The sequence below is a fragment of the Thalassotalea ganghwensis genome (assembly GCF_053485795.1).
On the sequence record NZ_JBQRUM010000001.1, the window covers coordinates 281,571 to 305,342 of the forward strand.

21 protein-coding genes are annotated in these 23,772 nt (G+C 40.3%); all 21 read left to right on the forward strand.

What is annotated here, in order from left to right:
- Positions 1-15: 15 nt before the first annotated feature.
- The 21 genes from fliP to ACSLUH_RS01340 all read left to right on the forward strand — a co-directional run bounded on the left by fliP (position 16) and on the right by ACSLUH_RS01340 (position 23,667).
- Positions 16-732, forward strand: coding sequence for a flagellar type III secretion system pore protein FliP (gene fliP, locus ACSLUH_RS01240; RefSeq protein WP_448564011.1), 717 nt, complete (start codon positions 16-18; stop codon positions 730-732).
- Positions 732-1,001 carry a flagellar biosynthesis protein FliQ gene (fliQ, locus tag ACSLUH_RS01245; RefSeq protein WP_448563755.1) on the forward strand — a complete coding sequence of 90 codons (270 nt, stop codon included), beginning with the start codon at positions 732-734 and terminating at the stop codon, positions 999-1,001. Before fliP ends, fliQ begins: the two co-directional genes overlap by 1 nt.
- Positions 1,001-1,783 carry a flagellar biosynthetic protein FliR gene (gene fliR / locus ACSLUH_RS01250; RefSeq protein WP_448563757.1) on the forward strand — a complete coding sequence of 261 codons (783 nt, stop codon included), beginning with the start codon at positions 1,001-1,003 and terminating at the stop codon, positions 1,781-1,783. Before fliQ ends, fliR begins: the two co-directional genes overlap by 1 nt.
- Positions 1,783-2,913: a flagellar biosynthesis protein FlhB gene (gene flhB, locus ACSLUH_RS01255; RefSeq protein WP_448563759.1), complete on the forward strand. Its 1,131-nt coding sequence runs from the start codon at positions 1,783-1,785 to the stop codon at positions 2,911-2,913. Before fliR ends, flhB begins: the two co-directional genes overlap by 1 nt.
- A 149-nt stretch (positions 2,914-3,062) precedes the next feature.
- Positions 3,063-5,165 (forward strand): flagellar biosynthesis protein FlhA, encoded by a 2,103-nt coding sequence (gene flhA, locus ACSLUH_RS01260; RefSeq protein ID WP_448563761.1) that lies wholly within the window; start codon positions 3,063-3,065, stop codon positions 5,163-5,165.
- Positions 5,166-5,205: 40 nt separating this feature from the next.
- Positions 5,206-6,648 carry a flagellar biosynthesis GTPase FlhF gene (flhF, locus tag ACSLUH_RS01265; RefSeq protein WP_448563763.1) on the forward strand — a complete coding sequence of 481 codons (1,443 nt, stop codon included), beginning with the start codon at positions 5,206-5,208 and terminating at the stop codon, positions 6,646-6,648.
- Positions 6,649-6,674: 26 nt separating this feature from the next.
- Positions 6,675-7,541, forward strand: a complete 867-nt coding sequence (locus ACSLUH_RS01270) for a MinD/ParA family ATP-binding protein (RefSeq protein ID WP_448563765.1) — start codon at positions 6,675-6,677, stop codon at positions 7,539-7,541.
- Between the two features lie 24 nt (positions 7,542-7,565).
- Positions 7,566-8,285 carry an RNA polymerase sigma factor FliA gene (locus ACSLUH_RS01275; protein ID WP_448563767.1) on the forward strand — a complete coding sequence of 240 codons (720 nt, stop codon included), beginning with the start codon at positions 7,566-7,568 and terminating at the stop codon, positions 8,283-8,285.
- Between the two features lie 45 nt (positions 8,286-8,330).
- Positions 8,331-8,714 carry a chemotaxis response regulator CheY gene (cheY, locus tag ACSLUH_RS01280; RefSeq protein ID WP_448563769.1) on the forward strand — a complete coding sequence of 128 codons (384 nt, stop codon included), beginning with the start codon at positions 8,331-8,333 and terminating at the stop codon, positions 8,712-8,714.
- 26 nt (positions 8,715-8,740) lie between these two features.
- Entirely contained in the window at positions 8,741-9,484 is a 744-nt protein-coding gene (locus ACSLUH_RS01285; protein WP_448563771.1) for a protein phosphatase CheZ, read from the forward strand.
- A gap of 13 nt (positions 9,485-9,497) precedes the next feature.
- Positions 9,498-11,609 (forward strand): chemotaxis protein CheA, encoded by a 2,112-nt coding sequence (locus ACSLUH_RS01290; protein ID WP_448563773.1) that lies wholly within the window; start codon positions 9,498-9,500, stop codon positions 11,607-11,609.
- Between the two features lie 32 nt (positions 11,610-11,641).
- Positions 11,642-12,778 carry a protein-glutamate methylesterase/protein-glutamine glutaminase gene (gene cheB, locus ACSLUH_RS01295; RefSeq protein WP_448563775.1) on the forward strand — a complete coding sequence of 379 codons (1,137 nt, stop codon included), beginning with the start codon at positions 11,642-11,644 and terminating at the stop codon, positions 12,776-12,778.
- A gap of 34 nt (positions 12,779-12,812) precedes the next feature.
- Complete coding sequence (locus ACSLUH_RS01300) at positions 12,813-13,589, forward strand: ParA family protein (RefSeq protein WP_448563777.1); 777 nt, start codon at positions 12,813-12,815, stop codon at positions 13,587-13,589.
- Positions 13,590-13,592: 3 nt separating this feature from the next.
- The gene (locus ACSLUH_RS01305) at positions 13,593-14,381 is read left to right on the forward strand and encodes a chemotaxis protein CheW (RefSeq protein WP_448563779.1); all 789 of its coding nucleotides are present in this window, start codon (positions 13,593-13,595) and stop codon (positions 14,379-14,381) included.
- A 90-nt stretch (positions 14,382-14,471) separates the two neighbouring features.
- Positions 14,472-14,966 (forward strand): chemotaxis protein CheW, encoded by a 495-nt coding sequence (locus ACSLUH_RS01310; RefSeq protein ID WP_448563781.1) that lies wholly within the window; start codon positions 14,472-14,474, stop codon positions 14,964-14,966.
- Positions 14,967-15,009: 43 nt separating this feature from the next.
- Positions 15,010-15,468, forward strand: a complete 459-nt coding sequence (locus ACSLUH_RS01315) for a DUF2802 domain-containing protein (protein WP_448563783.1) — start codon at positions 15,010-15,012, stop codon at positions 15,466-15,468.
- Between the two features lie 163 nt (positions 15,469-15,631).
- A complete protein-coding gene (locus tag ACSLUH_RS01320) occupies positions 15,632-16,405 on the forward strand; it encodes an MlaA family lipoprotein (RefSeq protein WP_448563785.1) in 774 nt (257 codons plus the stop codon).
- A 97-nt stretch (positions 16,406-16,502) separates the two neighbouring features.
- A complete protein-coding gene (locus tag ACSLUH_RS01325) occupies positions 16,503-19,241 on the forward strand; it encodes an SLBB domain-containing protein (RefSeq protein ID WP_448563787.1) in 2,739 nt (912 codons plus the stop codon).
- A gap of 200 nt (positions 19,242-19,441) precedes the next feature.
- On the forward strand, positions 19,442-20,482 hold the full coding sequence (wecA, locus tag ACSLUH_RS01330; protein ID WP_448563789.1) for a UDP-N-acetylglucosamine--undecaprenyl-phosphate N-acetylglucosaminephosphotransferase: 1,041 nt from the start codon (positions 19,442-19,444) through the stop codon (positions 20,480-20,482).
- 511 nt (positions 20,483-20,993) lie between these two features.
- The gene (locus tag ACSLUH_RS01335; RefSeq protein WP_448563791.1) at positions 20,994-22,835 is read left to right on the forward strand and encodes a hypothetical protein; all 1,842 of its coding nucleotides are present in this window, start codon (positions 20,994-20,996) and stop codon (positions 22,833-22,835) included.
- A 112-nt stretch (positions 22,836-22,947) separates the two neighbouring features.
- Positions 22,948-23,667: a DsbA family protein gene (locus ACSLUH_RS01340; protein WP_448563793.1), complete on the forward strand. Its 720-nt coding sequence runs from the start codon at positions 22,948-22,950 to the stop codon at positions 23,665-23,667.
- Positions 23,668-23,772 lie beyond the last annotated feature (105 nt).

Consider the following 23,772-nt stretch of genomic DNA (forward strand, 5'->3'; position numbering starts at 1 on the left):
ACTTTAATGGCGGTGATGATTGGCCATACAGCCTTAGCACAAGACTTGTCGATGTCAGCGGTTAAGTTAACCACCAATCCAGACGGCTCTCAAGAGTATTCTGTTACGCTGCAAATATTAATGTTTATGACCGCACTCAGTTTTATACCTGCTGCGGTTATTATGATGACGTCTTTTACGCGTATCGTCGTTATTATGGCAATACTTCGACAAGCTTTTGGCTTGCAACAAACCCCTTCTAACCAAGTGATTATTGGACTGACATTATTTTTGACCTTGTTTATTATGACGCCCGTTTATAATCAAATTCATGATCGGGCAATAGCGCCATATATGGCGGACCAAATGACGTCAACTCAAGCGATAGATGTTGCAAAAGTTCCTATTCGTACCTTTATGTTAGAACAAACGAGAATTAAAGACTTATCGACATTGGCCAGTATGGCGGGTATTGAACAGGTTGATCAGCCCTCAGACTTACCGATGACGGTGATTATACCTGCTTTTATTATTAGTGAGTTGAAAACCGCGTTCCAAATAGGTTTTATGCTTTTTATCCCCTTCTTGATCATTGATTTGGTTGTCGCGAGTGTCCTAATGGCAATGGGTATGATGATGCTGTCACCGATGATTGTGTCTCTGCCGTTTAAATTGATGTTATTTGTATTGGTAGATGGCTGGAATCTCGTGATTGGTACCATTGCAACAAGCTATGGTTTAGGAGCAACCTGATGAGCCCAGAAGTATTTGTTGATATATTACGTGATGCATTATTTTTAGTCATTTTATTAGTAAGTACTATCATCGTGCCGAGTCTTATCATCGGCTTAATTGTCGCGGTGTTTCAGGCGGCTACCTCGATCAATGAGCAAACCTTAAGTTTTTTACCTCGTTTAATTGTCACCTTGTTGGCGTTAATTGTTGGGGGACACTGGCTAGTACAAAAGTTAATGGACTATACCATTCGGCTCATTGACAGTATTCCTTCAGTGGTGAGTTAATGGAATTTACCGAGTCAGTTATTCTACAATATCTGGCTGACTTTTTGTTGCCATTTGCACGAGTTTCCGCCCTAATTATGGCAATGATGGGGCTCGGTTCTCAAACCATTCCAATGAGGATCAAGCTGTTTTTATGTGTAGCAATAACCTTTGCTATTATGCCTGCTATTCCCCCTGTACAAGTTGCTGAGCTTTTTTCATTTGAGACGGTTTTGCTCGTGGCAGAACAAACTTTGATAGGTGTGATGATTGGCTTTGTCACCATTATGGTAGTGAACACCTTTACGCTAGCCGGTCAAATTATCGCGATGCAGTCAGGTTTAGGATTTGCCTCTTTAGTTGATCCTGGCAGTGGCATGAGTGTGCCAGCCGTAGGACAATTTTTCTTGATTTTAACCACATTATTGTTTTGGGGGCTTGATGGTCATCTAGCGTATCTAAATTTTGTCGTCGCAAGTTTCGTCACGCTACCAATACCGCTCGAAAGTTTTGAAACAGTGAAGTTTCTTCATCTTGTTGAATGGGGCAGTTGGATGTTTGCAACCGCACTATCATTGGCAATGGCTCCCCTCACCGCAATGCTGTTGATTAACTTCTCTTTTGGAATTATGACTCGCGCAGCGCCTCAACTTAATATCTTTGCGATAGGCTTCCCGATCACCATGTGTTCGGGTTTGATTATTATGTGGCTGACATTGGATAACTTTTTTATTCACTTTGAATCTCAATGGCAAAGAGCGTTAGACTTAAGCTGTTACTTGATTGATTGTCAGAGGTCATAATGGCTGAAAAAGACAGTGGTGAAAAAACCGAACAACCGACCGCGAAAAAGCTCGCAGATGCACGTAAGAAAGGACAAATTGCTCGTTCAAAAGACTTAGGTACATTATTTGTATTAGTTGGTAGTGCTGTAGCGCTGATGCTCGTGGGGAGTCGCTTAGTGGAAGGCTTAGCTGGTGTAATGAAACGCTTGTTTAGCGTTAGCCGGCGAGAGGCGATGGATATTCATGCGCTTTATCAAGTGGTTAGTGATAGCTTGTCATCATTGTTAGTACCTATCTTATGGATTTTTGTCATTATTATGATTGCTGCATTTATTGGCAATACCTTACTTGGTGGATTGAATTTTTCTTGGGAAGCGATGCAGCCCAAAGCGAGTAAACTCTCACCTTTAGCAGGTTTTAAACGAATGTTTGGTACCCAAGCTTGGGTGGAGTTGCTCAAATCCATTTTAAAGTTTTTCGTTGTTTGTATCGTGGCTTACCTTCTATTGGATAATTTATTTGCTGAAATTTTGGCATTAAGTATAGAAGCGATACCGAATAATTTTTCCCACTCTGTTGAAATGCTGCTTTGGATGTTTCTTGTTTTGGCGTGCTCATTAATTATTATTGTCATCATTGATGCGCCATACCAAAAATGGAATCACACTAAGCAGTTAATGATGACCAAGCAAGAAGTCAAAGACGAGAACAAAAACACTGAGGGTAGCCCAGAAATAAAGGGCCGTATACGACGCACCCAATATGAAATGTCGCAGCGTAGGATGATGTCAGAAGTGCCAAATTCTGATGTTGTTATTACCAATCCAACCCATTTTTCGGTTGCTTTAAAATATGATACCGATGGCACTGGCGCTCCTGTCGTTATTGCTAAGGGCATTGACCAGATGGCCATTCATATTCGCACCATTGCTAAAGAGCATGGCGTTGAAATTATTGCCTCGCCGGCACTTGCTCGCTCTCTCTATTACACCACGGAAGTAGACGATGAAATTCCTGAAGAGTTATTTGCTGCGGTTGCGCAAGTCTTAGCATTTGTTTTTCAACTTAATGAGCACAAAAAAGGTAAAGGAAAACGACCCAAGGCATTATCGGGCAATCTTCCTATTCCTGAAACATTTCGCTATTAAGTTTTTGCTAACGCGACTACTACTTTGCTAAACGGCCAAGTTTTGGCTGTTTTATTTTCCTGTTAGCGTACGTAAGTTACTGAGTTGCTCGTGTTGGTCTGGATATTGCTTTTGACGGATATGTGTCAAAAAACTAACGTGATGTAGTAATGCAACTAGCCGCTCGTTTTAATCAGCTAAAGCAAAAAAAGTTTAGTTACCTGTCAGGGGTAGGCACGCCATTATTGGTAATGGCAGCGCTTGGTATGGTGATTTTACCCTTGCCTGCTTTTTTATTGGATATTCTCTTCTCGTTCAATATTGCTTTGTCTTTGGTGGTATTGTTAATCACCGTCTACACCCTAAAACCTTTAGATTTTGGTTCGTTCCCCGCGGTGCTCTTAATCGCCACTATTTTACGGTTAGCGCTTAACGTCGCCAGTACTCGGGTAGTGTTGTTAGAAGGGCATGAAGGTCCTGATGCAGCAGGAAGAGTGATCGAAGCTTTTGGGTCTGTGGTTATTGGTGGTAATTATGCTGTTGGTTTAGTGGTGTTTTTGATCCTCATCATTATCAACTTTGTTGTTATCACCAAAGGTGCAGGCCGTATTTCAGAAGTAACAGCACGCTTTACCTTGGATGCTATGCCTGGTAAACAAATGGCGATTGATGCGGACCTTAATGCAGGTTTTATTACCGCAGAACAGGCTCGTGAACGTCGTGTCGAAGTCACCTCAGAAGCCGACTTTTATGGTTCAATGGATGGTGCTAGTAAGTTTGTTAAAGGTGATGCGATAGCGGGTATATTGATTTTATTTATCAATATTGTTGGTGGGCTTGTTATCGGCATGGTGCAGCACGACTTAACCTTTGATAGTGCGGTTGAAATCTATACATTATTAACTATTGGTGACGGTTTGGTTGCCCAAATTCCAGCATTGCTTTTATCTGTTGGTACCGCCATTGTTGTTACCCGTCAAAATACCACTCAGGACATGGGACAGCAAGTCTCAAATCAGCTCGGGCAAGAAAAATCGTTATATATTGCTGCTGGTGTGATGTTTGTCATGGGGATTGTCCCTGGTATGCCAAATTTAGCGTTCTTAATGTTCGCTGCTATCATTGCAGGTGGTGCTTATTGGAGCAGCAAACATAAATTGAACAAGGCACAGCAGCTGATTGAACAGCAACAAGCTGAAAAAGTAGAAACTGAGCAACAAGAATCTGAAGTAAAAGATTTAGGTTGGGAAGATGTTAACCATGTCGATATTATTGGTTTAGAAATCGGCTATCGCTTGATCCCATTAGTCGATAAAGGGCAAGGCGGTGAATTATTAAATCGAATTAAAGGGGTTCGTAAGAAGCTGTCGCAAGAGTTTGGTTTTCTCGTACCTGCGGTGCACATTCGAGATAACCTAGATCTTGATCCCAATAGCTATCAGATTTCATTGATGGGGGTGACTATTGGTCAAGCAGAAATACGTCATGATCATGATTTGGCGATTAATCCAGGTCAAGTGTATGGCAAACTTGATGGCGTTGAAACCAAAGACCCGGCATTTGGCTTAGATGCGGTGTGGATCACCCAAAATCAAAGAGAGCAAGCTCAATCGCTTGGCTACACTGTTGTTGATTCAGCGACTGTCCTTGCAACTCATCTAAGCCAAGTATTAACCAATAATGCCTCACAATTGCTCGGTCATGAAGAGGTACAAAACTTACTGGATAAATTGGCGAAACATTATCCGAAATTGGTTGAAGGCTTAATTCCTGATGTCTTGACACTCGGAACTGTCGTGAAAGTACTACAGAACTTGATGAATGAGGGGGTTCCAGTTAGAGACATGCGCAGTATTGTTCAGACTTTAGTTGAGTACGGTCCAAAGAGTCAAGATCCCGAAGTATTAACTGCGGCAGTGCGGATCACATTACGCAAGTTTATTATTCAAGAGCTTGTTGGACCTGAGCTTGAAGTACCTGTCATAACATTGTCGCCAGAACTGGAACAGATGTTGCATCAGTCAATGCAGATGGCAGGAGATGATGGCGCGGGGATTGAGCCAGGTCTTGCAGAACGTATCCAGCAATCATTAACTGAGGGTGCGCAACAGCAAGAAATGGCGGGTGAAACTCCAATTCTATTAACTTCTGGAATGTTAAGATCAGTCATGGCCAAGTTTGTTAAATATACCATTCCGGGACTTCGAGTGATTTCTTATCAAGAAATTCCGGATGATAAGCAAATTAAGATTGTTAGCTCAATTGGTCAATAAAGGTGTTGTTCAGCAGTAAGGGCTGTGTAGGAGTTTTTCTATGAAAATTAAACGTTTTGTCGCCAAGGATATGAGAACCGCATTACTCGAAATTAAAGAAGAGTTAGGGCCAGACGCGGTGATCATGTCGAATAAAAAAACTGCTGATGGTGTTGAGTTAATGGCTGCTGTAGATTACTTGCAATCAGCAGAAAGTAACAACGAACAAGCTACGCCGCAGCGCTCTCGAGAAGTCACCAGTAATCGTTCTTCACAAGAACTTGATGAGCTTTCAAGCGACGTAGTTTCATTAAGCTCTGCCTCAAAAGTAACTGCGTCCTCACAGCCACCTGCTGATAGCCTAGCAGCTTTGTTAAAGCGTCAAGCTCAGCAAGACAAGCCACAAGAGCGCAAGTCAAATGAAAGTGATTTAGAACGTCAATTGAAAAGCTTCACCGATAGGTTAGAGCGCAATGCTCAGCATGACACTGCGATAAATTCACAAACGGCTGAAATATTAACTAAAGCACCTGAAGAGCATCGGGCGGCTGCGGCGAATAACGCCAATACAGTTAAAAACGATGATTTAGAACAAATGCGTCAAGAAATGCACAGTATTCGTCAATTGCTTGAACATCAAGTGTCTGGGCTCATGTGGCAAGATATGGCGCAAAAAGATCCACTAAAAGCGGTGTTGGTTAATCGCCTTATGTCGATAGGTATCACTGAACAATTTGCTGAGCAGGTTGCACGCTTTATTCCTCACTCGGTTAATGAAGATCAGGCTTGGCAGCACGCCAAAAAATTATTAACACAACAATTAAACACTACCAGTAATGATATTATTCATCGTGGTGGCGTGGTTGCTTTAGTCGGTCCTACGGGGGTTGGTAAAACAACGACGATTGCTAAGTTAGCAGCACGCTTTGCACAAATTCACGGTAGCGATAACGTGGTAATGATTTCTACGGATAGTTATCGAATTGGTGGATTTGAGCAGTTGTCCACGTATGGAAAAATTATCGGTTGTCAGGTGAAAATGGCCAAAGATAGCAATGCACTTGATGGTTTACTTCATGAATTTTCAAATAAAAAACTCGTGTTAATAGATACTGCCGGCATGGGGCAGAGAGATATGCGTTTGGCGGAGCACCTAGCGACTTTAGTCGGCAACTCTCGAGTGAATATTCGTAATTACTTAGTGTTGGCTGCCAATGCACAACAACGAGTCATGCAAGAAAATGTTCAACGTTTTAAGAAAATACCACTTGCAGGCTGCATCTTTACTAAACTCGACGAGAGTTTAAGTGTTGGCGAAATTATCGATACAGCTATTCAAAATAACTTACCTATCGGTTATCTTACAGACGGTCAGCGTGTGCCAGAAGATATTAAAGTTGCAAATGCTGAAAAGTTGGTTACTCTTGCAGAACGAATGGCTGAAAAATATCATAGCCGACACATTTCACGTCCAATGTCAATGACTTCTGCAGCAATTGTGTAATACTGATAACAAGAGAAAAAATTTAGATGATAGACCAAGCGAGTGGCTTACGAAAAATGCAAGATGCTAATCAAGGTTCTGTAAAACATAATAATCAAGTTAAAGTCATTGCGGTTTCAGGGGGAAAAGGAGGCGTTGGTAAAACCAATGTTTCGCTTAATACATCAATTGCACTAGCGCAATTAGGTAAACGCGTATTGGTTTTGGATGCCGATTTAGGGCTAGCCAATTGTGATGTCATGTTAGGCTTAAGAGTTCAGCGTAACTTATCACATGTGTTATCGGGTGAGTGTGAATTAGACGATATTATTATTGAAGGCCCAGCGGGAATAAAAATTATTCCCGCAACGTCAGGTACTCAATCGATGGTTGATTTAACCCATTCTGAACATGCAGGGTTGATTCGAGCCTTCAGTGATATGAAAACCGAATTTGATGTCTTAATCGTTGATACTGCAGCAGGCATTTCAGATATGGTGTTGAGTTTCGCACGAGCAGCACAAGATGTTTTATTAGTAGTTTGTGATGAACCAACATCAATTACCGATTGTTATGCGTTAATGAAATTATTAAGCCGAGACCACGATATATTCAAGTTTAAAGTGGTTGCTAATATGGTAAGAAGCCCAAAAGAAGGGCAACAGCTGTTTGGCAAGTTATCGACAGTAAGTGAGCGATTTCTTGATGTCGCACTGGAGTTGGTTGGTGTGATCCCATATGACGATAATATTCGAAAGTCAGTACGCAAGCAGCAAGCGATTGTTGAAGCGTTTCCTGATTCACCGGCCTCAAAAGCATTTAAATTATTGGCCAGTAAAGTGGCAAAATGGCCGATTCCACATCAAGCTTCTGGGCACTTAGAGTTTTTCATTGAGCAGTTGCTAGAGAATTAATCCGTTAATAGGTGGTGGGCGAACGTGGTCAAAAACAATGCTTACAGCGAACACATCAATAAAACGAGCTTAATTGAGCAACATACGGTTTTGGTCAAACGCATTGCTTATCATCTGCTGGCTCGCCTTCCTTCAAGTGTTATCGTGGATGACTTAATCCAATCAGGCATGATCGGACTTTTAGAAGCTGCCAATAATTTTGATCATAGCAAAGGGGCAAGTTTCGAAACCTTTGCCGGTATTCGCATTCGTGGTGCCATGCTTGACGAAATACGCCGTGGTGATTGGACTCCCCGCTCGGTCCATAAAAATAGTCGTATGGTCAGTGAAGCAATAAAAGCATTAGAGGCAGAGCTTGGTAGAGATGTTACTGATATTGAAGTTGCTGAAAAACTTGATATTTCGCTAAATGAGTACCATCATATTCTTAATGAAGTTAGTACGGGTAAAATTATAGGAATCGAAGACCTTGGTGTAAGTGAAGATGCGATAGTTCAGTTAGAGGATGATAATAATCATGATCCATATCAAAACATTGAACAGGTTGTCTTTAAAAAATCGCTAAGTGAATGTATTTCTACTTTACCCGAACGAGAAGCTTTAGTACTGTCATTGTATTATGATGAAGAGTTGAACTTGCGTGAAATAGGACAAGTTCTTGATGTTAGCGAGTCAAGGGTTAGCCAAATTCACAGTCAAGCATTACATCGCTTAAAAGCACGTATGCAATCTTGGCAAAGTTGATTACAATATATTATAGAATTAAGAACTATATCCCCGGAGGGTGCCTTGGATAAAAATATGAAAGTACTTGTTGTTGATGATTTTTCAACAATGAGACGTATCGTGAAAAATTTGTTGCGTGACTTAGGTTTTACCAATATCTCAGAGGCTGACGATGGTAGTACTGCTTTACCAATGCTTCAAGGTGGTGATTTTGACTTTGTCGTGACTGATTGGAACATGCCAGGAATGCAAGGGATTGATTTATTAAAGGCGATAAGAGCTGATGCTAATTTGGCTCACATTCCTGTGTTGATGGTTACCGCTGAAGCCAAAAAAGAGCAAATTGTTATGGCAGCGCAAGCAGGTGTGAACGGGTATATTGTTAAACCATTTACTGCTGCGACATTGAAGACTAAGCTCGACAAGATATTTGAACGCTTAGGTTAATTCCATTTGTTACCTAAGGACGTTGAATGAGTAAAAGTAAGACTGCCCATGTTTCGTTGGAACAGGCTAAATTACTAGTCGAGTATCTTGAGACTGGCGAGCAAGATAAAGCAGATAAATTAATTGCTGAAATTCAAAACCCAATTAACTCTGAGTTATTCGCTGAAATAGGCAAGTTAACGCGCCAACTTCATGACTCCTTGATGAATTTTCAGCTCGATTCAAGGTTGAATGATCTCGCCAATGCAGACATACCTGATGCCAAGGAAAGACTAAATTACGTTATCAGCCGTACTGAAGATGCGGCTAATAAAACCATGGACGCTGTTGAATCGATATTTCCTGTCGTTGATTCGATACAAGATCAAATTAAAACTGTAAATCCTTTGTGGCAAAAACTCATGCACAACAAGCTTGAGTTATCGGAATTCAAGGCATTATGTCTTGATATCGATGTTCTACTGAAAACCACAGAAAAAGAAACCGCTCATATGCATGCGCTAATGACAGATGTGTTAATGGCGCAAGATTTCCAAGACTTAACTGGTCAAGTGATCCGCAAGGTTATCGACTTGGTCAGAGAGGTTGAAGATAGTCTTATCAATATGCTAACTGCGTTTGGTATATCATCTGAGAATAATAAAGAAGAAGCAAAACCTAAAGTGGGTGACAACTTAGTCGAAGGTCCGATTGTCAACAAGGAAAATCGTGATGACGTAGTGGCAGATCAAGATGACGTCGACGATCTATTGTCCAGTTTAGGCTTTTAAGAGGAATTGTTGGATGTCTTATGAAGCAGATGAAGAAATTCTCCAAGATTTTTTGATTGAAGCTGGAGAAATTCTTGAAAGTTTATCCGAGCAACTTGTTGAATTAGAAAATGATCCTGAAAATGCTGATTTACTTAATGCTATTTTTAGAGGCTTTCACACTGTAAAAGGTGGTGCAGGGTTTTTATCACTAACTCACCTAGTCGATGCCTGCCATGGTGCAGAAAACGTATTCGATATTTTGCGGAATCATCAACGCTCGGTAACGCCAGAATTAATGGATGTTATTCTGCAAGCTTTAGACACCATCAACGCGATGTTTGCTCAAGTGCAAGCGCGCGAGGAAATTGATCCTGCAGATCCTCAATTACTTCATGAACTTCATCGATTGAGTGAACCTGAAGGCACAGAGACTGCTCCTGTAAGTACTCCTGAACCAGAAGTCGTTAGTCAACCCGAAGTAGAAGAAACATCGGGCGGCTCTAGCGATGAAATGACCGAAGAAGAATTTGAACGACTCTTAGATGAACTGCACGGCGGAGGCGCTCCGAAAACGCCAACAGAAGCACCGAAACCTGAGCAGGCAACTAACAATACTGATAGCAATGAAATTACCGACGATGAATTTGAGTCGCTTTTAGACGAATTGCATGGTCAAGGTGCTTTCTCGTCAGACGTGGTCAAAAAAGGCGCCGATAAATTGTCTTCAGATGAGATCGATGATGACGAATTTGAGTCGCTATTAGATGAATTACATGGCCAAGGTAAAGCTCCTCAGGCGAGTACCTCTGCGGCGCCAACTAATTCGCCGATAGAAAACAGTAAACCAGAGCCAGCCAAAGCCGCACCTGCTAAACCTGCAGCTCCAGCGTCACCAGCTGCACCAGCTAAGAAACCAGCAGATAAGAAGCCAGGCCAGCCAAGTGCACCGCAAGGCGAGACAACCGTTAGGGTTGATACCCAACGTCTTGATCAAATTATGAATATGGTTGGTGAATTGGTGCTTGTTCGTAATAGGTTAACCAGTTTAGGCATGACTAAGGAAGATGAAGAGCTGACTAAAGCAGTGTCGAATCTTGATGCAGTCACTACAGATCTTCAAGGTGCGGTCATGAAAACCCGCATGCAGCCTATTAAAAAGGTATTCGGACGTTTTCCTCGGGTGGTAAGAGATTTGGCTCGCTCGCTTAATAAAGAAATTAAATTAATTTTAGAGGGTGAAGAGACCGATTTAGATAAGAACTTAGTTGAAGCGCTAGCTGATCCATTGGTGCATTTAGTGCGTAACTCGGTTGACCATGGTATTGAAGAGCCAGATGTGCGTGAAGCAAATGGCAAGACTCGTGAAGGCACAGTTATTTTATCGGCTTCGCAAGAAGGTGATCATATTCTACTGACCATTAGAGATGATGGTGCCGGTATGAATCCTGATAAATTAAAGTCTATTGCCATATCTCGTGGGGTTTTAGACGAAGATGCGGCGAATAGAATGTCAGATAAAGACGCATTTAGTTTAATTTTTGCACCCGGCTTTTCAACGAAAACAGAGATTTCAGAAGTGTCAGGCCGTGGCGTTGGGATGGATGTTGTTAAAACTAAGATTACCCAGCTAAATGGTACCGTTAATATTGATTCTGAAATGGGGGTCGGTACTGTTTTAGAAATCAAAGTACCTCTGACACTCGCTATTTTACCTACTTTAATGGTTGTTGTTGGCAAGCAGACCTTCGCATTGCCGCTAGCTGCAGTAAACGAAATTTTCCATCTAGATTTAACTAAAACGAATATTGTTGATGGCCAACTTACTATTATCGTTAGGGAAAAAGCTATCCCACTGTTTTATCTTGATCAATGGTTGGTGAGAAACTACGAAGAGAAACCTCGAGACAAAGGCCATGTGGTTATCGTACAACTTGGTTCGCAGCAGATAGGTTTTGTCGTTGACAGTTTGATTGGTCAAGAAGAAGTGGTTATTAAGCCTCTTGATAGGTTGTTACATGGAACACCAGGTATGGCGGGCGCTACAATTACCAGTGATGGCGGCATAGCATTAATTATTGATGTGCCTAATATGCTTAAATATTATGCCAAGAAATCAGTTGTGAATCAGAAATTACGTTCGTAAACTTACCTGGCAGTAGAGTAAAGAGAATATAAATGGCCTATAAGGTTTTAGTAGTAGATGATTCTAGCTTTTTTCGTCGTCGTGTCGGGGATATATTAGAAAGCGATGCGAACCTAACGGTTATTGACTATGCGGTTAATGGCCAAGAAGCGGTTGAAAAAGCAAAAGCGCTAAAACCTGATGTTATTACTATGGATATCGAGATGCCAGTGCTTAACGGTATTGATGCTGTTAAGCAGATTATGGCGAGTTGTCCTACACCAATTTTAATGTTCTCGTCTTTAACGCATCAAGGTGCAAAAGCAACCCTCGACGCTTTAGAAGCAGGGGCACTTGATTTTTTACCTAAGAAGTTTAATGAAATCGCTAAAAATAATAGTGATGCAGGCATTATTTTGCGTTCACGCGTGCTTGAGATCGCGCGTAAAAAAGGCTCCGGTTTGCGTCGTACGCTTATTAGTAATCAGCAAACTCCTGTCTCGCCCAGTAGATCGCGGGTAAACGAGTTTCGTCGTGCTCCGTTAAATGAACGTTTAGATGCAACCGTAAACAAAAGGCCAGAACCTACAGGTAATCAAAAATCATCAAAAGATAAGTCCTATAAATTGTTAGCCATCGGTACCTCAACGGGGGGACCGGTTGCGTTACAAAAAATATTGATGCAATTACCAGCAAACTTTCCGTTGCCTATTATAATGGTGCAACATATGCCAGCGGCTTTTACTTTGGCTTTTGCTAATCGTTTGAATTCACTGTGTAATATTAGTGTCAAAGAAGCTGAGAATGGCGATATTTTAAAGCCAGGTCATGCGTATTTAGCGCCGGGCGGTAAACAAATGATCATTGAAGGAACTGAAAAGCAAGCTAAACTAAAAATCTTAGACGATGAATCGTCGCGCGTGGCATTTAAACCAAGTGTTGATGTTAGTTTTGGCTCTGCTGCTAAAGTATTTTCTGGTGACGTGCTCGGTATAATTTTAACTGGCATGGGTTCAGATGGTCGAGAGGGTTCGCGATTACTCAAAGGGCGTGGTGCGACGATTTGGTCACAAGACGAAGAAACATGTGTTGTATATGGTATGCCACAAGCAGTTGCAGTCGCGGGTATTTCTGAAAAAGCGTTACCCTTGCTTGATTTTCCTCAAGCAATAATGAAAGCGGTTAGCTAAACTTTTAAATAAAGACTAATTCATAGGTGATTTTTTGGTTGTTTGGACTGTTGCGAATCAAAAAGGTGGCGTAGGAAAGACGACGACTACGATTGCATTAGGTGGCTTACTCGCTGAGTTAGGGCATCGCGTTTTATTGATTGATACCGATCCGCACGCCTCACTTAGCTATTATTTTGGTATTGAATCAGAAGATCTGGAACTGAGTGTTTATGATTTGTTTGTTCAAGTTTCTACTAAAGAACAAATTATGATGAGTCTATGTCCAACATCCTATGACAATATAGATATTTTACCCGCTACTATGGGGTTAGCAACTTTAGATCGGTCACTTGGCAGTAAAGGTGGTATGGGGCTAGTACTCAAAAAAGCGATTGAGAAGCTCCAAGATGAATACGACTACGTGCTTATTGATTGTCCGCCAGTATTAGGGGTGTTAATGGTTAATGCTTTGGCGGCTTGTCAACGGATTATTGTTCCATCTCAAACTGAATTTTTGGCATTAAAAGGGTTAGATCGAATGATCCGTACCATGGAAATAATGCAAGTAGAACAACACAAGCCATTTACCTACACGATAGTGCCGACAATGTTTGATAAAAGAACCAAAGCATCATTGCAAGCGTACATAAAAATGCAAGAATTATATGGCGAGGCCGTTTGGCCGGGCGTTATTCCAATAGACACAAATTTTAGAAATGCAAGTGTTGCACAACAGGTGCCTTCTGATTACGCCGCTAATTCTAGAGGCACTTATGCATATCGCAACTTAGTTGACTACTTAATAAAGCTTGAGGTCAAAAATAGATAAATCATGGCAAAACCACTCGCTGCTAGTAAAAAGTTGATGCAAACCTATTTGTCAGAGCTTCTCACCGAAGAATCTGAGGAGATATCGTGGGAAGCGGTTGAGCAAGAAGAGTTGAGTTATCAACAAGAGCAAGAAAAGAAACACAAGTTAGAAAAACTTTTACAACAAGCGAGTGCGGGTAAAACGGTTGAAACTGACGTCAATACGGTGACAACGGTTAAATCAGAAAGCGCTAAAGTTCAGCCAAAAGAAGTTGTAGTAGAGCGAACTGTTGTTGAAGATGAAGTTCAAATTCAAACGAGTAAAAGCCGTGGTGAACTCAAAGTAAAAGTGGAGAAAAATTACCGAAAAGGTAGCTTTCAAGCGATGTTCTTTGATGTCGCTGGGCTGACTATAGCGGTACCTTTGATAGAGTTAGGCGGTATTCATAATGTTGATAAAACCACAAGCTTAGTTGGTAAACCTGATTGGTTTAAAGGTGTTATGGTTCACCGCGACGATAAAATCAATGTCGTTGATACGGCTTTGTGGGTGATGCCGGAAAAGTGTGATCAAGCTTTATTAGATGGACTTAATTATCAATATATTATTATGCTAAATGAGAGCAATTGGGGTTTATCAGCAGAGCATCTTGTCGACACGGTTACCTTAGAGCAAGAAGATGTTAAGTGGATGGATAGCTCAACCAAACGGCCATGGCTTGCAGGTTTAGTAAAGGATCGTATGTGCGCCTTGTTGGATGTTGAATCTCTGATTTCATTGCTAGAAGATGGCGCTAACAGTAGAGAGTGATAATAAATATACTAACATAGTGTAATTATTACTAATTTAGATATAAACTTGTAATAAGTTAAAACTTTAACACGTTAAGAGGTCAGCAGTATGTCTGATGATAGACGCAACGCTAATGAAGCGATAGATACAAATGATGAAGTTCTACAATGGGTCACGTTTAAGTTAGACAGTGAGACATACGGCATCAATGTAATGCAGGTTCAAGAAGTCTTACGTTATACTGAAATTGCACCAGTGCCAGGGGCTCCGGTTTATGTGTTAGGTATTATAAATTTGCGCGGCAACGTGGTTACCGTCATTGATACTCGTCAGCGTTTTGGTTTAGAAGCGGCAGAAGTCACTGATAATACCCGTATTGTTATCATCGAATCTGAAAAGCAAGTGATAGGAATTTTGGTAGATTCAGTTGCTGAAGTCGTTTATCTGAAAGCTTCAGAAATAGACGTAGCGCCAAACGTTGGCAACGAAGAAAGTGCCAAGTTTATTCAAGGGGTTTCCAACCGCGAAGGTGAACTACTCATTTTAGTGGATTTAAATAAACTGCTTACCGATGATGAGTGGGATGAACTAAAACAATTTTAGTCATTAATTACGCCTAGTAATCAGCTAGGCGACAGTACACTATATGAATAGTCTTTTGTCTTATTTACCCATTGCGCTTGCAGGTATTGCCCTGATACTTGCCCTATGGAGCCTTGTTAGCACACGTCAAAAATCACAACAGTTCACGTTTTTACAGTCCCAAATAGAAAGTAATGAGTTAATGTTGAATCAACTACAACTTTCACTGAGTGATGCGCAAAAGCAGTTGATTAATATTAATGAATTGGTCACCGAGCACCAATTAGAAAATAATCAAGTGAGCAAACAATTAGAACACCGCGTCAAAACATTGCAAAAGCAGCTTAAGGAACATCAAGAAGCAATAACGTTTTTAAAACAGCAACAACCGGAAGACAGGTTATACAGTCGGGCTCAAAAATTGGTTGCTTTAGGTGCTGATGCCGCTGAGCTGATGTCAGAATGTGATTTACCACTTGCCGAAGCTGAAATGTTAGTTGCATTGCATAAGAATAAGCGTTGAGTGAGTTATTTGGGCAAATAGCTTAATCAACCAGCCAACTTTCCACTAAGCAGCTAAATAATTTAAATAAGTTTCCTTAAACGATACCACTTCCTTGGTTGCCGTGATAAAATTTTCCGCCAATAGTCCCTTGATAGTATGGTTTTAAAGGAAGTTAATCACATTGTCTCAAATTAATAGCTTGATTTCGCGAACTTTTTCTATTGTTTTGGTTTTGTTAGCTTCGGCGTGTTCTTCGACAAAAGGTGTTGAAGAGCAGACTAATTCGACTAATAGCGATCCATTAGAATCAATTAACCGACCGTTTTGGACATTTACTTGGGATTATGCTGATAAGTATGTGTTAAAGCCGACCGCTGAAACCTACGTAGAATATGTTCCAACAGATGTGCGAACAGGTCTTCATAACGTTGCATTGAATCTAAATGAGCCTTCAGCGATCATTAATAACCTGCTTCAAGCTAAGTTCCAAGATGCTGCGGTAAGTGCAGGGCGTTTTCTGTTAAATTCTACCATTGGCTTATTTGGTATTTTTGATCCTGCCAGTGATTTTGGTTGGGCGCGCAAACAAGAAGAGTTTGGTGAAGTGCTTGGTAGTTACGGCGTAGGGGATGGCCCATATTTAGTGATACCCGCACTAGGTCCTAGCTCTGTCAGAGAAGAAGTCGGTGATTATGTTGATCGTTATTACTGGCCATTGGCGGTAATCGATTTTTGGCCTAATGTGGTGAGAGCGGCTGTGATTGGCATGGAAGCAAGGGCCAGTTTAACTGATCAAGAGCAGTTAATTAATCAATCCTTTGATTCATACGAATTCGTTAAAAATGCGTATTTTCAAAACATGAAGTTTAAGGTCTATGATGGTAATCCACCGTTAGAAATTGATCAATCTGAAGAGGAAGAATTAGAAGCTTTCTTGGAAGAATTTGACGAGTAATAAATCACTGCGCTGGCTGTTGATATTTTACTAACGTATGCCAAGCACAGTATAAATGTAAAACTATTTTCGGTATAAAAAAGTATTGGTTGAGTACATGACAATAAAAATGAGTAACCTTATTAGAGTAGTGACGGTAATCTGGGTGTTGATCACCTGTTCGGTTTTTGCCAATAATTTACCTTCAAATATTTCTGCTGGCCAAATCGCACAGTTTAAAAAGTTACCCCCAGCTCAGCAAAAGGCCTTAGCTCAAAGTATGGGCATCGATTACAACGCTATTCGTTCTTATATGTCTAAACAATCAACGAACAGTGCTCAAGAAAATGAAGAGTTACCGCAATATTTTCCTAGAGGGACACAATTTGATGAGCTAGGCAACCCGATACTAAACGATGAGTCTCAAATCCAAATATCAGAAGAAGACAGCGAAGAAATTAAGGCGTTTGGTTACGACGTGTTTGCTAATGCGCCAACAACATTTGCTCCTAGTATGGATATTGCAATTCCTGAGCAATATATACTTGGGCCCGGTGATGTTTTATCTGTTCAGTTTTTTGGTAAGGAGAATAATAGCTTTGAGCTTGAAGTCTCTCGAGAAGGACAAGTGATATTTCCAGAACTTGGAGCTTACTCAGTTGTTGGTATGTCATTTGTTGAAGCTAAAGCATTCTTATCTCATGAATTAAAAAATAAAATTCTAGGTGTTGACGTCATTGTAACTTTATCTGAGTTGCGTTCTATTAGAGTGTTTGTACTTGGTGATGCGTTTAAACCGGGTCAGTATGTGCTAAATTCATTATCTAATATCACTCATGCACTATTTTCAGCTGGAGGAATTAGTGATATTGGCTCGCTGCGTAATATTCAATTAAAACGTGCTGGAAAGTTGATCACAACACTGGATCTTTATGACTATCTTATCCGCGGTGATTCTTCTAACGACCTAACACTTAAGTCAGGTGATGTTGTTTTTGTTGCACCTGTTGGTAATAGAGTTACCGTTGAAGGAGAAGTCACTCGACCTGCTATTTATGAGTTAAACAAAGGGGAAACTTTTGCCGATGTTATAGAAATGGCTGGGGGATTACTGCCTTCAGCGTACCCTTCATCAACTGTTGTCGAGCGCTTTAATGATAGAAATTTACGTACAGTGCTCAATGTTGATTTGTCAAATTCACAAGTATTGAAGAAACCAGTTAAAGCAGGGGATTACATTAATGTCATGCCAACCTCGGAGCAATTTGAGGAATCGGTTGCTATTATTGGGGCCGTTAGCCGCCCAGGGAAGTATCAGTGGGTGAAAGAACAGAGAATTACTGACCTAATCCCTGATATTAATGCATACACCTTAGAAGATGCGGATCTTTCTTATAGTCTTGTGATTAGACAAGTTGGCTTTGGACGACAAATTGAGGTAATTCAATTCAGTTTGTTTAATGCTATCTCTGATGTGAATTCAAAAGATAACGTTCAATTGAAACCAAGAGACAAAGTCCTAGTATTCTCAAATGTCGATACATTAAGTAACGATAGTTTGACTTTGGAAAACTTCGCTTTAACAGAAGAAAAATTGCTTAAAAAAGAAAAAGAAAAAGCAGAGGAAAAATTTCAACAAATGTTATTTTGGGAAATGTATGGTGACGGACAAGTAGAAGATAATACAGAACAAGAAGAAAGCGCATTAGAACACGCGTATCGTTCATTAGAAGAGTTGTCGGGTGAGGCGTCCAAAACTTTAGAATTAAAAGAAATGGGGTTCTTTTCACGCAAGAGGTTGTTAGCACCAGTGATTGAATTGCTTAAAAGGCAAGCTGCTTTTGGGGCGCCAATGATGTTAGTGGAGGTTGATGGTGCGGTTAAATTTCCTGGCATTTACCCATTAGCGAACAATAGCCATGCTACTGATCTCATTACCGCAGCAGGCGGACTTCTCGAATCAGCTTATACGGTTAAAGCGGAAATTACTCGCAACAATGTTGTAAATCATGTCGCGGGTACAGAAACCTTAGGTTTTAATGTGCAAAAAGCTTTAAATGGCAATGAAGAACATAACTTAATATTGGAAAGTAAAGACCGCTTAAATGTTCTCAGTATTCCTTCATGGCAAGAAAATCACATTGTCGAACTTAAAGGTGAATTTAATTTCCCCGGCAAATATACAATCAGAAGAGGTGAATCTCTTCGTGATTTGATCGAGCGAGTTGGTGGTTTTACCGAATATGCTGATATTGGTGCATCACTTTTCACCCGTGAAAAGTTAAAGCAATTAGAGTTAAAGAACTTAATAAAAGTTTCTGAAAACCTCCGTATGGAAATTGCTTCGAAGAGTTTATCTAATCAAGAAGGAAGTGCACTAGATTACCAACAAGCGAGAAAATTACTTTCTGATTTAACGAAAGTCCAGCCGGTAGGAAGGTTAGTTGTTGATATCGATAAAATATTGACTAATGATGATACTGACATCACCTTAGAAAATGGTGATACGCTCTACGTACCGACCAAACAAGATTCTATTAACGTGGTTGGTCAAGTTCAAGTCGCTACTTCGCATGTATATCAACCTGATTTAGATGTTCTAGATTACGTAGAACTTAGTGGTGGTATGAAAAGGCAAGCAGATGATGAACGCTTATATGTTATTAAAGCGAATGGCTCTGTTGAGATACCACAGGGTGCTAATTGGTTTTCATCGTCAAAGCAAACTTTAAGGCCCGGTGATACCATCGTCGTTCCATTGGATTCATCCTACATGGAAAATATAACCTTATGGCAAGTTTCGACGCAAATTATCTATCAAGCAGCAGTTGCGATCGCCGCAATTTCAGGCATTTAACTTAATACTTTGAATAAATAGTTATGGCAATGTCATCAGGTTGTAAAATATACTGATAAACTGTTGACTTGGTCTAGCTTATTAAAATTAGTCAGACTATAATTAGCCTCAATTTTAAACGGGCAGTAATTTTTTTAGGATTATTGCCCTTTTGTTATTCAATATTTATTAATATAAATGGTATTTCTTGCATGCTATTAATGTCAGCTCTATTTGTTGCATTTATTGTCTCTGTTCTCACAATCAAAGTGTTACTTCCTTTAGCCCCCCATATTGGTCTAGTTGATATTCCGAGCGAGAGAAAAAAGCACGATGGCGCGATCCCATTAATCGGTGGTATTTCTATTTATACAGGCGTATTGATTGCTTCTACATTATTTGTTGAACAAAGCCAGCTGCTAAATTTATATTTTATATCTTCAGCATTATTAGTCTTTATCGGTACGATGGATGACATCTACGATTTAAGTGTTGCCCCTCGCATGATTTTTCAGGGTATTGTTGCGACTATCATGGTATTTGGTGCTGGAGTATATATCGAAGACCTTGGGAATGTTTTTGCAACAGGTGATATTGACTTAGATAACTATGGCATGATTTTTACCATGCTTGCCTGTGTCGCTGCAATTAATGCGTTTAACATGATTGATGGCATTGATGGATTAGCGGGCTCTATGAGCATTGTAACGATTGCTTCTGTCGCCATTCTGACGTTAATTAATCATCAGTCACCTGATATTTTATTACCATTAATTTTGGTGGTCGCCATCATCCCTTATTTATTCTATAACGTTAGTACCCGTAATCCTCGTGGTAAAAAAATATTTATGGGCGATGCAGGTAGTATGTTTATGGGGTTAACGGTTATCTGGTTGTTAAGCTTAGGAACACAAGATACTGCTAACGGTGATGCGACTTTTCGTCCAGTGACAGCATTGTGGATTATTGCGGTTCCGTTAATGGATATGTTTGCTATTATGTTAAGGCGTATTCGCAAAGGTGTTTCTCCATTTAAAGCCGATAATGGACACTTACACCACATCTGTATGCGACTTGGAATGACTTCTCGACAAGCGCTATGGGCAATCAGTGCCTTATCGATAGCGTTAGCCTTATTTGGTATTGTAGGAGAGTTATTGCAACTGCCAGAGTGGTTGATGTTATTGGCATTTATTTCAGTATTCTTTTCGTATTCTTTCGCTATTCAGCATGCATGGAAATTTATCAGGATGGTAAAATAGCGGTTTTTAACTCTCAATGACCAATTTTTAGGGAAGGATTAGATTTTAGTTTCCTATTTATCAGCCTTTAGAGTGAAAATTAAATAAGGTTAATTGATTCAAACAGTACACAGAATCAGCTGTTTTCACGATTATATAGTGTGATTTGTGTACGTTATTTCGCCGTTTTAAAGTCAAGTTGAAGAAACTTTGATTTTTTTGAATTAACTTATTGACAATAAAGACTCTTACCTTTAAATTTCAATTGCATTGCTATTTTATTTTTTGTTTGGGTGTTGCTAAGTAGTAAAACTTAGTGCAGAAAAATAGTGGGGGCATGCCAATAAATTTCATTATTTATTTGCTGAAGCTTAACTATTTACAATAACCACGCGAATATAAATACAATGATTAAAACTAAGCTGTTGTTATTTAATGCTCAGCTGGTTTAATATAGAACACGTGTTCAATGGTCACCACTTAAACTAACACTAAGGGCATGACCGAAAAATAATATGGAGTAAACTCAGAAATGAAAAATTTTAAATTAGCCGCGTTGCCTCTAGCTGTCGCTGGTCTTGTTGCTTCTAACACAGCGTTTGCTGGTACAGAAGCATGTTTTGAAGTATATCCTGCAGCTGCAGATGGTGCTGTTTTAGATTGGAATGTGACGTACACTAAAGCATCTTGTTCTAGCGCTCCTGGCGTTCGTGATGCTGACTTGGAAGCTCTTGCACCATTAGGTGTTGCTTATGAGCTTACGAATAAAGCAACTGATGGCAGCAACCAATATGTAGTTGACTATGATAATGTTGATTTAGCTCTATCTCCTGCCGCTGGTACAGACCAACATATCGTGTATATTCCTACGACAGATATTCCTCCTGGTACTTTACTTGAATTTACACTTTCAGGTTCAAGTGCACGTTTTGCTGGTAATAATGATATTATTCATTTAGTTAAATACGATGAAGTTGCTAATGATGGTTCTTTCGTTGCTGTTGCATCATCAGATGGCAACGTAGACGGTGAATCGGTTATTACTTTTTTAACTAAAGCAGGTACAACCATTGGTGCTGGTACGCGTCTAGCGCTTTCTAAAACTTCAAACGGCTTAACGTTTGCTGCTCTTGAACCAATCGGTATCGACTTAGGTAATACAGCATGTACTACGTCAGAAAGCTCATCTTCAGTAACTCTTGCAGTGACTCAAGCACTTACTGATGGTGGCCAAGGTTATGGCATTCAAGGTGCTCAATCATCACCAGAAGTTATTACTGAGATTTCACCTCAGTTTTACGCGCTACAAGGTGGCACAACTGCTGAGGCACTTGTTAATGCTGAAAGTACTGATTTAGCTGGCGATCCTGTAGTTGCTCGTACTCAATTTGTTTATGACTCATCAACACCAGATGAGAACTTAGTTGTTCAAAAGCAGCAAGTAATTTACAAAACTGCATTTTATGATAGAGCTGCGGTATTAGATCGTGCTCACACTATCGACGCTGCTGACCACTTAGAAACTAAGTTTGTAACTGGTACTAACCCAGGTGCAGAAATTGAAGTTGCGCTTTATAACGCTCAAGACCTTACTGCACTTGCTGGTGCTGCATTATCGTTACAAGAAGAAGTTGAAGATACTGTTTTATGGGGTGAAACTGGTTTAACTGAAGACACAGCAACCGTTTACGATACAGAAGGTCAGCTTGTATTTGCTCCAGTAGACGATATTACTGCTGAAGTTAACCCTGCAGCCGCTACTTCACCATTGTTTGGTGCTGCTTATAACGAAATGTTTTATGTTGTAACTAACGAGCGTAACGCTGATAGTGGTGAAGAAATAATGAACTTCAACTACACTGTTGATACTCATTACACGTTAGACTTTGGTGATACGTCGTTATTAGACCACTGTGCTCAAGATAAAACTACTCACGAAATCGGTGTTAACGGTGCTGTTCTTAAAGTGCCTTACGTAGTATCTGCTGAAGGTAACTTCGTACGTATTACTAACGAGCACAATGAATCTGCTGAAGTAACATTCGATATGTTTGGTGAGTCAGACGATGGTAATGCCAACGCTGGTCGTGTTGTAACAGCTGTTTCTTTAGGTACAGTTCCTGCAAAATCTTCAGTGGTTTACTTTGTGCCACAATTACTTGAAGATGCGCAAGCTGCTGGTTACTTAGGTGCTGACGGTGGTTACGATACTGCAGAATTTGGTTCTAACTTCAAGTCTGCAGATAACCGTCACACGGTAACATTCACGGTAACGGCTCCTCGCGATGCTGTTCACGGTGTATCTGTACAGAAAATCATTGGTGGTTTAGACCGCGTAATGCCAGTACTTGACCAAAACGCTTGGTCACAGTAATTCTTAGTGCTATAACTAAGTTTACTTAGAAGTACCTGAAAACCCTCGCTTTGCGGGGGTTTTTTTTATCTATTGGTCGTCATTACTAACGAAAGAAAATAGGAATAGGAAAGTGAAAAAATTATTTGTCGCCACATTGGTACTATTAACGAGTGCCTGTCAAACAACCCACACTGATAACCAAGCGCAAATTGACGCTTTACAAAAAGAAGTGGAACAATTAAAGCATGTACAAACGTTAGTCGCACAAAAAGTAGGGTTAGGAAGCCTTGTTCGCCCCGATGAGATTTCGATTGAAAATGGCCATCGTATTGGTAGTGAGGATGCCAAAGTCGTGATAATCGAGTTTACTGATTTGCATTGCCCGTTTTGTAAGAAGTTTCATCAAGGCGTTTGGCCAGAGTTAAAGAAAAACTATGTAGATACCGGTAAGGTGCTGTTTGTTGGACGTGAATTTCCACTGGCGAGTTTGCACCCAAGAGCGGCTTTTGCAGCGGTGACATTGCGCTGCGGCGCTAAACAGGGTCAGTACAAAGAGATTAAAGATTACTTGTTTGAGAAAGGGCAAGGCCTGGCTAAATCAGACTTAGAAAAAATTGTTGCTGATTTTGCATTGGACGAGACACGCTTTAATGCTTGTTTAAAAGACCCTACAGTACATAACAGTATTACCGCGTCTTTATTGGATGCAAAGAAATTGGGGCTAGCAAAAACACCCAGTTTTATCATTGGTAAGCGCAATGGCAATGCTATAACCGATTATAAAATTTTCGATGGCGCAGGAACTGTGCAAGAATTTTCAACAAGCTTGGACGAACTGCTAGCTAAGTAATGAGTTAGTTGCTGTGGATATAATAAGTAGTTACATAAGCGCTATTTTTTTTAGCGCTTAATTTAGTTAGAATAGTCGACAATCGCAAGCTTTTCGGTACTTTTA

Coding starts and splice junctions, on each gene's coding strand:
- fliP (WP_448564011.1), top strand. CDS start 16: ATGATTGGCCATACAGCCTTAGCACAAGACTTGTCGATGTCAGCGGTT.
- fliQ (WP_448563755.1), top strand. CDS start 732: ATGAGCCCAGAAGTATTTGTTGATATATTACGTGATGCATTATTTTTA.
- fliR (WP_448563757.1), top strand. CDS start 1,001: ATGGAATTTACCGAGTCAGTTATTCTACAATATCTGGCTGACTTTTTG.
- flhB (WP_448563759.1), top strand. CDS start 1,783: ATGGCTGAAAAAGACAGTGGTGAAAAAACCGAACAACCGACCGCGAAA.
- flhA (WP_448563761.1), top strand. CDS start 3,063: ATGCAACTAGCCGCTCGTTTTAATCAGCTAAAGCAAAAAAAGTTTAGT.
- flhF (WP_448563763.1), top strand. CDS start 5,206: ATGAAAATTAAACGTTTTGTCGCCAAGGATATGAGAACCGCATTACTC.
- ACSLUH_RS01270 (WP_448563765.1), top strand. CDS start 6,675: ATGATAGACCAAGCGAGTGGCTTACGAAAAATGCAAGATGCTAATCAA.
- ACSLUH_RS01285 (WP_448563771.1), top strand. CDS start 8,741: ATGAGTAAAAGTAAGACTGCCCATGTTTCGTTGGAACAGGCTAAATTA.
- ACSLUH_RS01290 (WP_448563773.1), top strand. CDS start 9,498: ATGTCTTATGAAGCAGATGAAGAAATTCTCCAAGATTTTTTGATTGAA.
- cheB (WP_448563775.1), top strand. CDS start 11,642: ATGGCCTATAAGGTTTTAGTAGTAGATGATTCTAGCTTTTTTCGTCGT.
- ACSLUH_RS01305 (WP_448563779.1), top strand. CDS start 13,593: ATGGCAAAACCACTCGCTGCTAGTAAAAAGTTGATGCAAACCTATTTG.
- ACSLUH_RS01310 (WP_448563781.1), top strand. CDS start 14,472: ATGTCTGATGATAGACGCAACGCTAATGAAGCGATAGATACAAATGAT.
- ACSLUH_RS01315 (WP_448563783.1), top strand. CDS start 15,010: ATGAATAGTCTTTTGTCTTATTTACCCATTGCGCTTGCAGGTATTGCC.
- ACSLUH_RS01325 (WP_448563787.1), top strand. CDS start 16,503: ATGACAATAAAAATGAGTAACCTTATTAGAGTAGTGACGGTAATCTGG.
- wecA (WP_448563789.1), top strand. CDS start 19,442: ATGTCAGCTCTATTTGTTGCATTTATTGTCTCTGTTCTCACAATCAAA.
- ACSLUH_RS01335 (WP_448563791.1), top strand. CDS start 20,994: ATGAAAAATTTTAAATTAGCCGCGTTGCCTCTAGCTGTCGCTGGTCTT.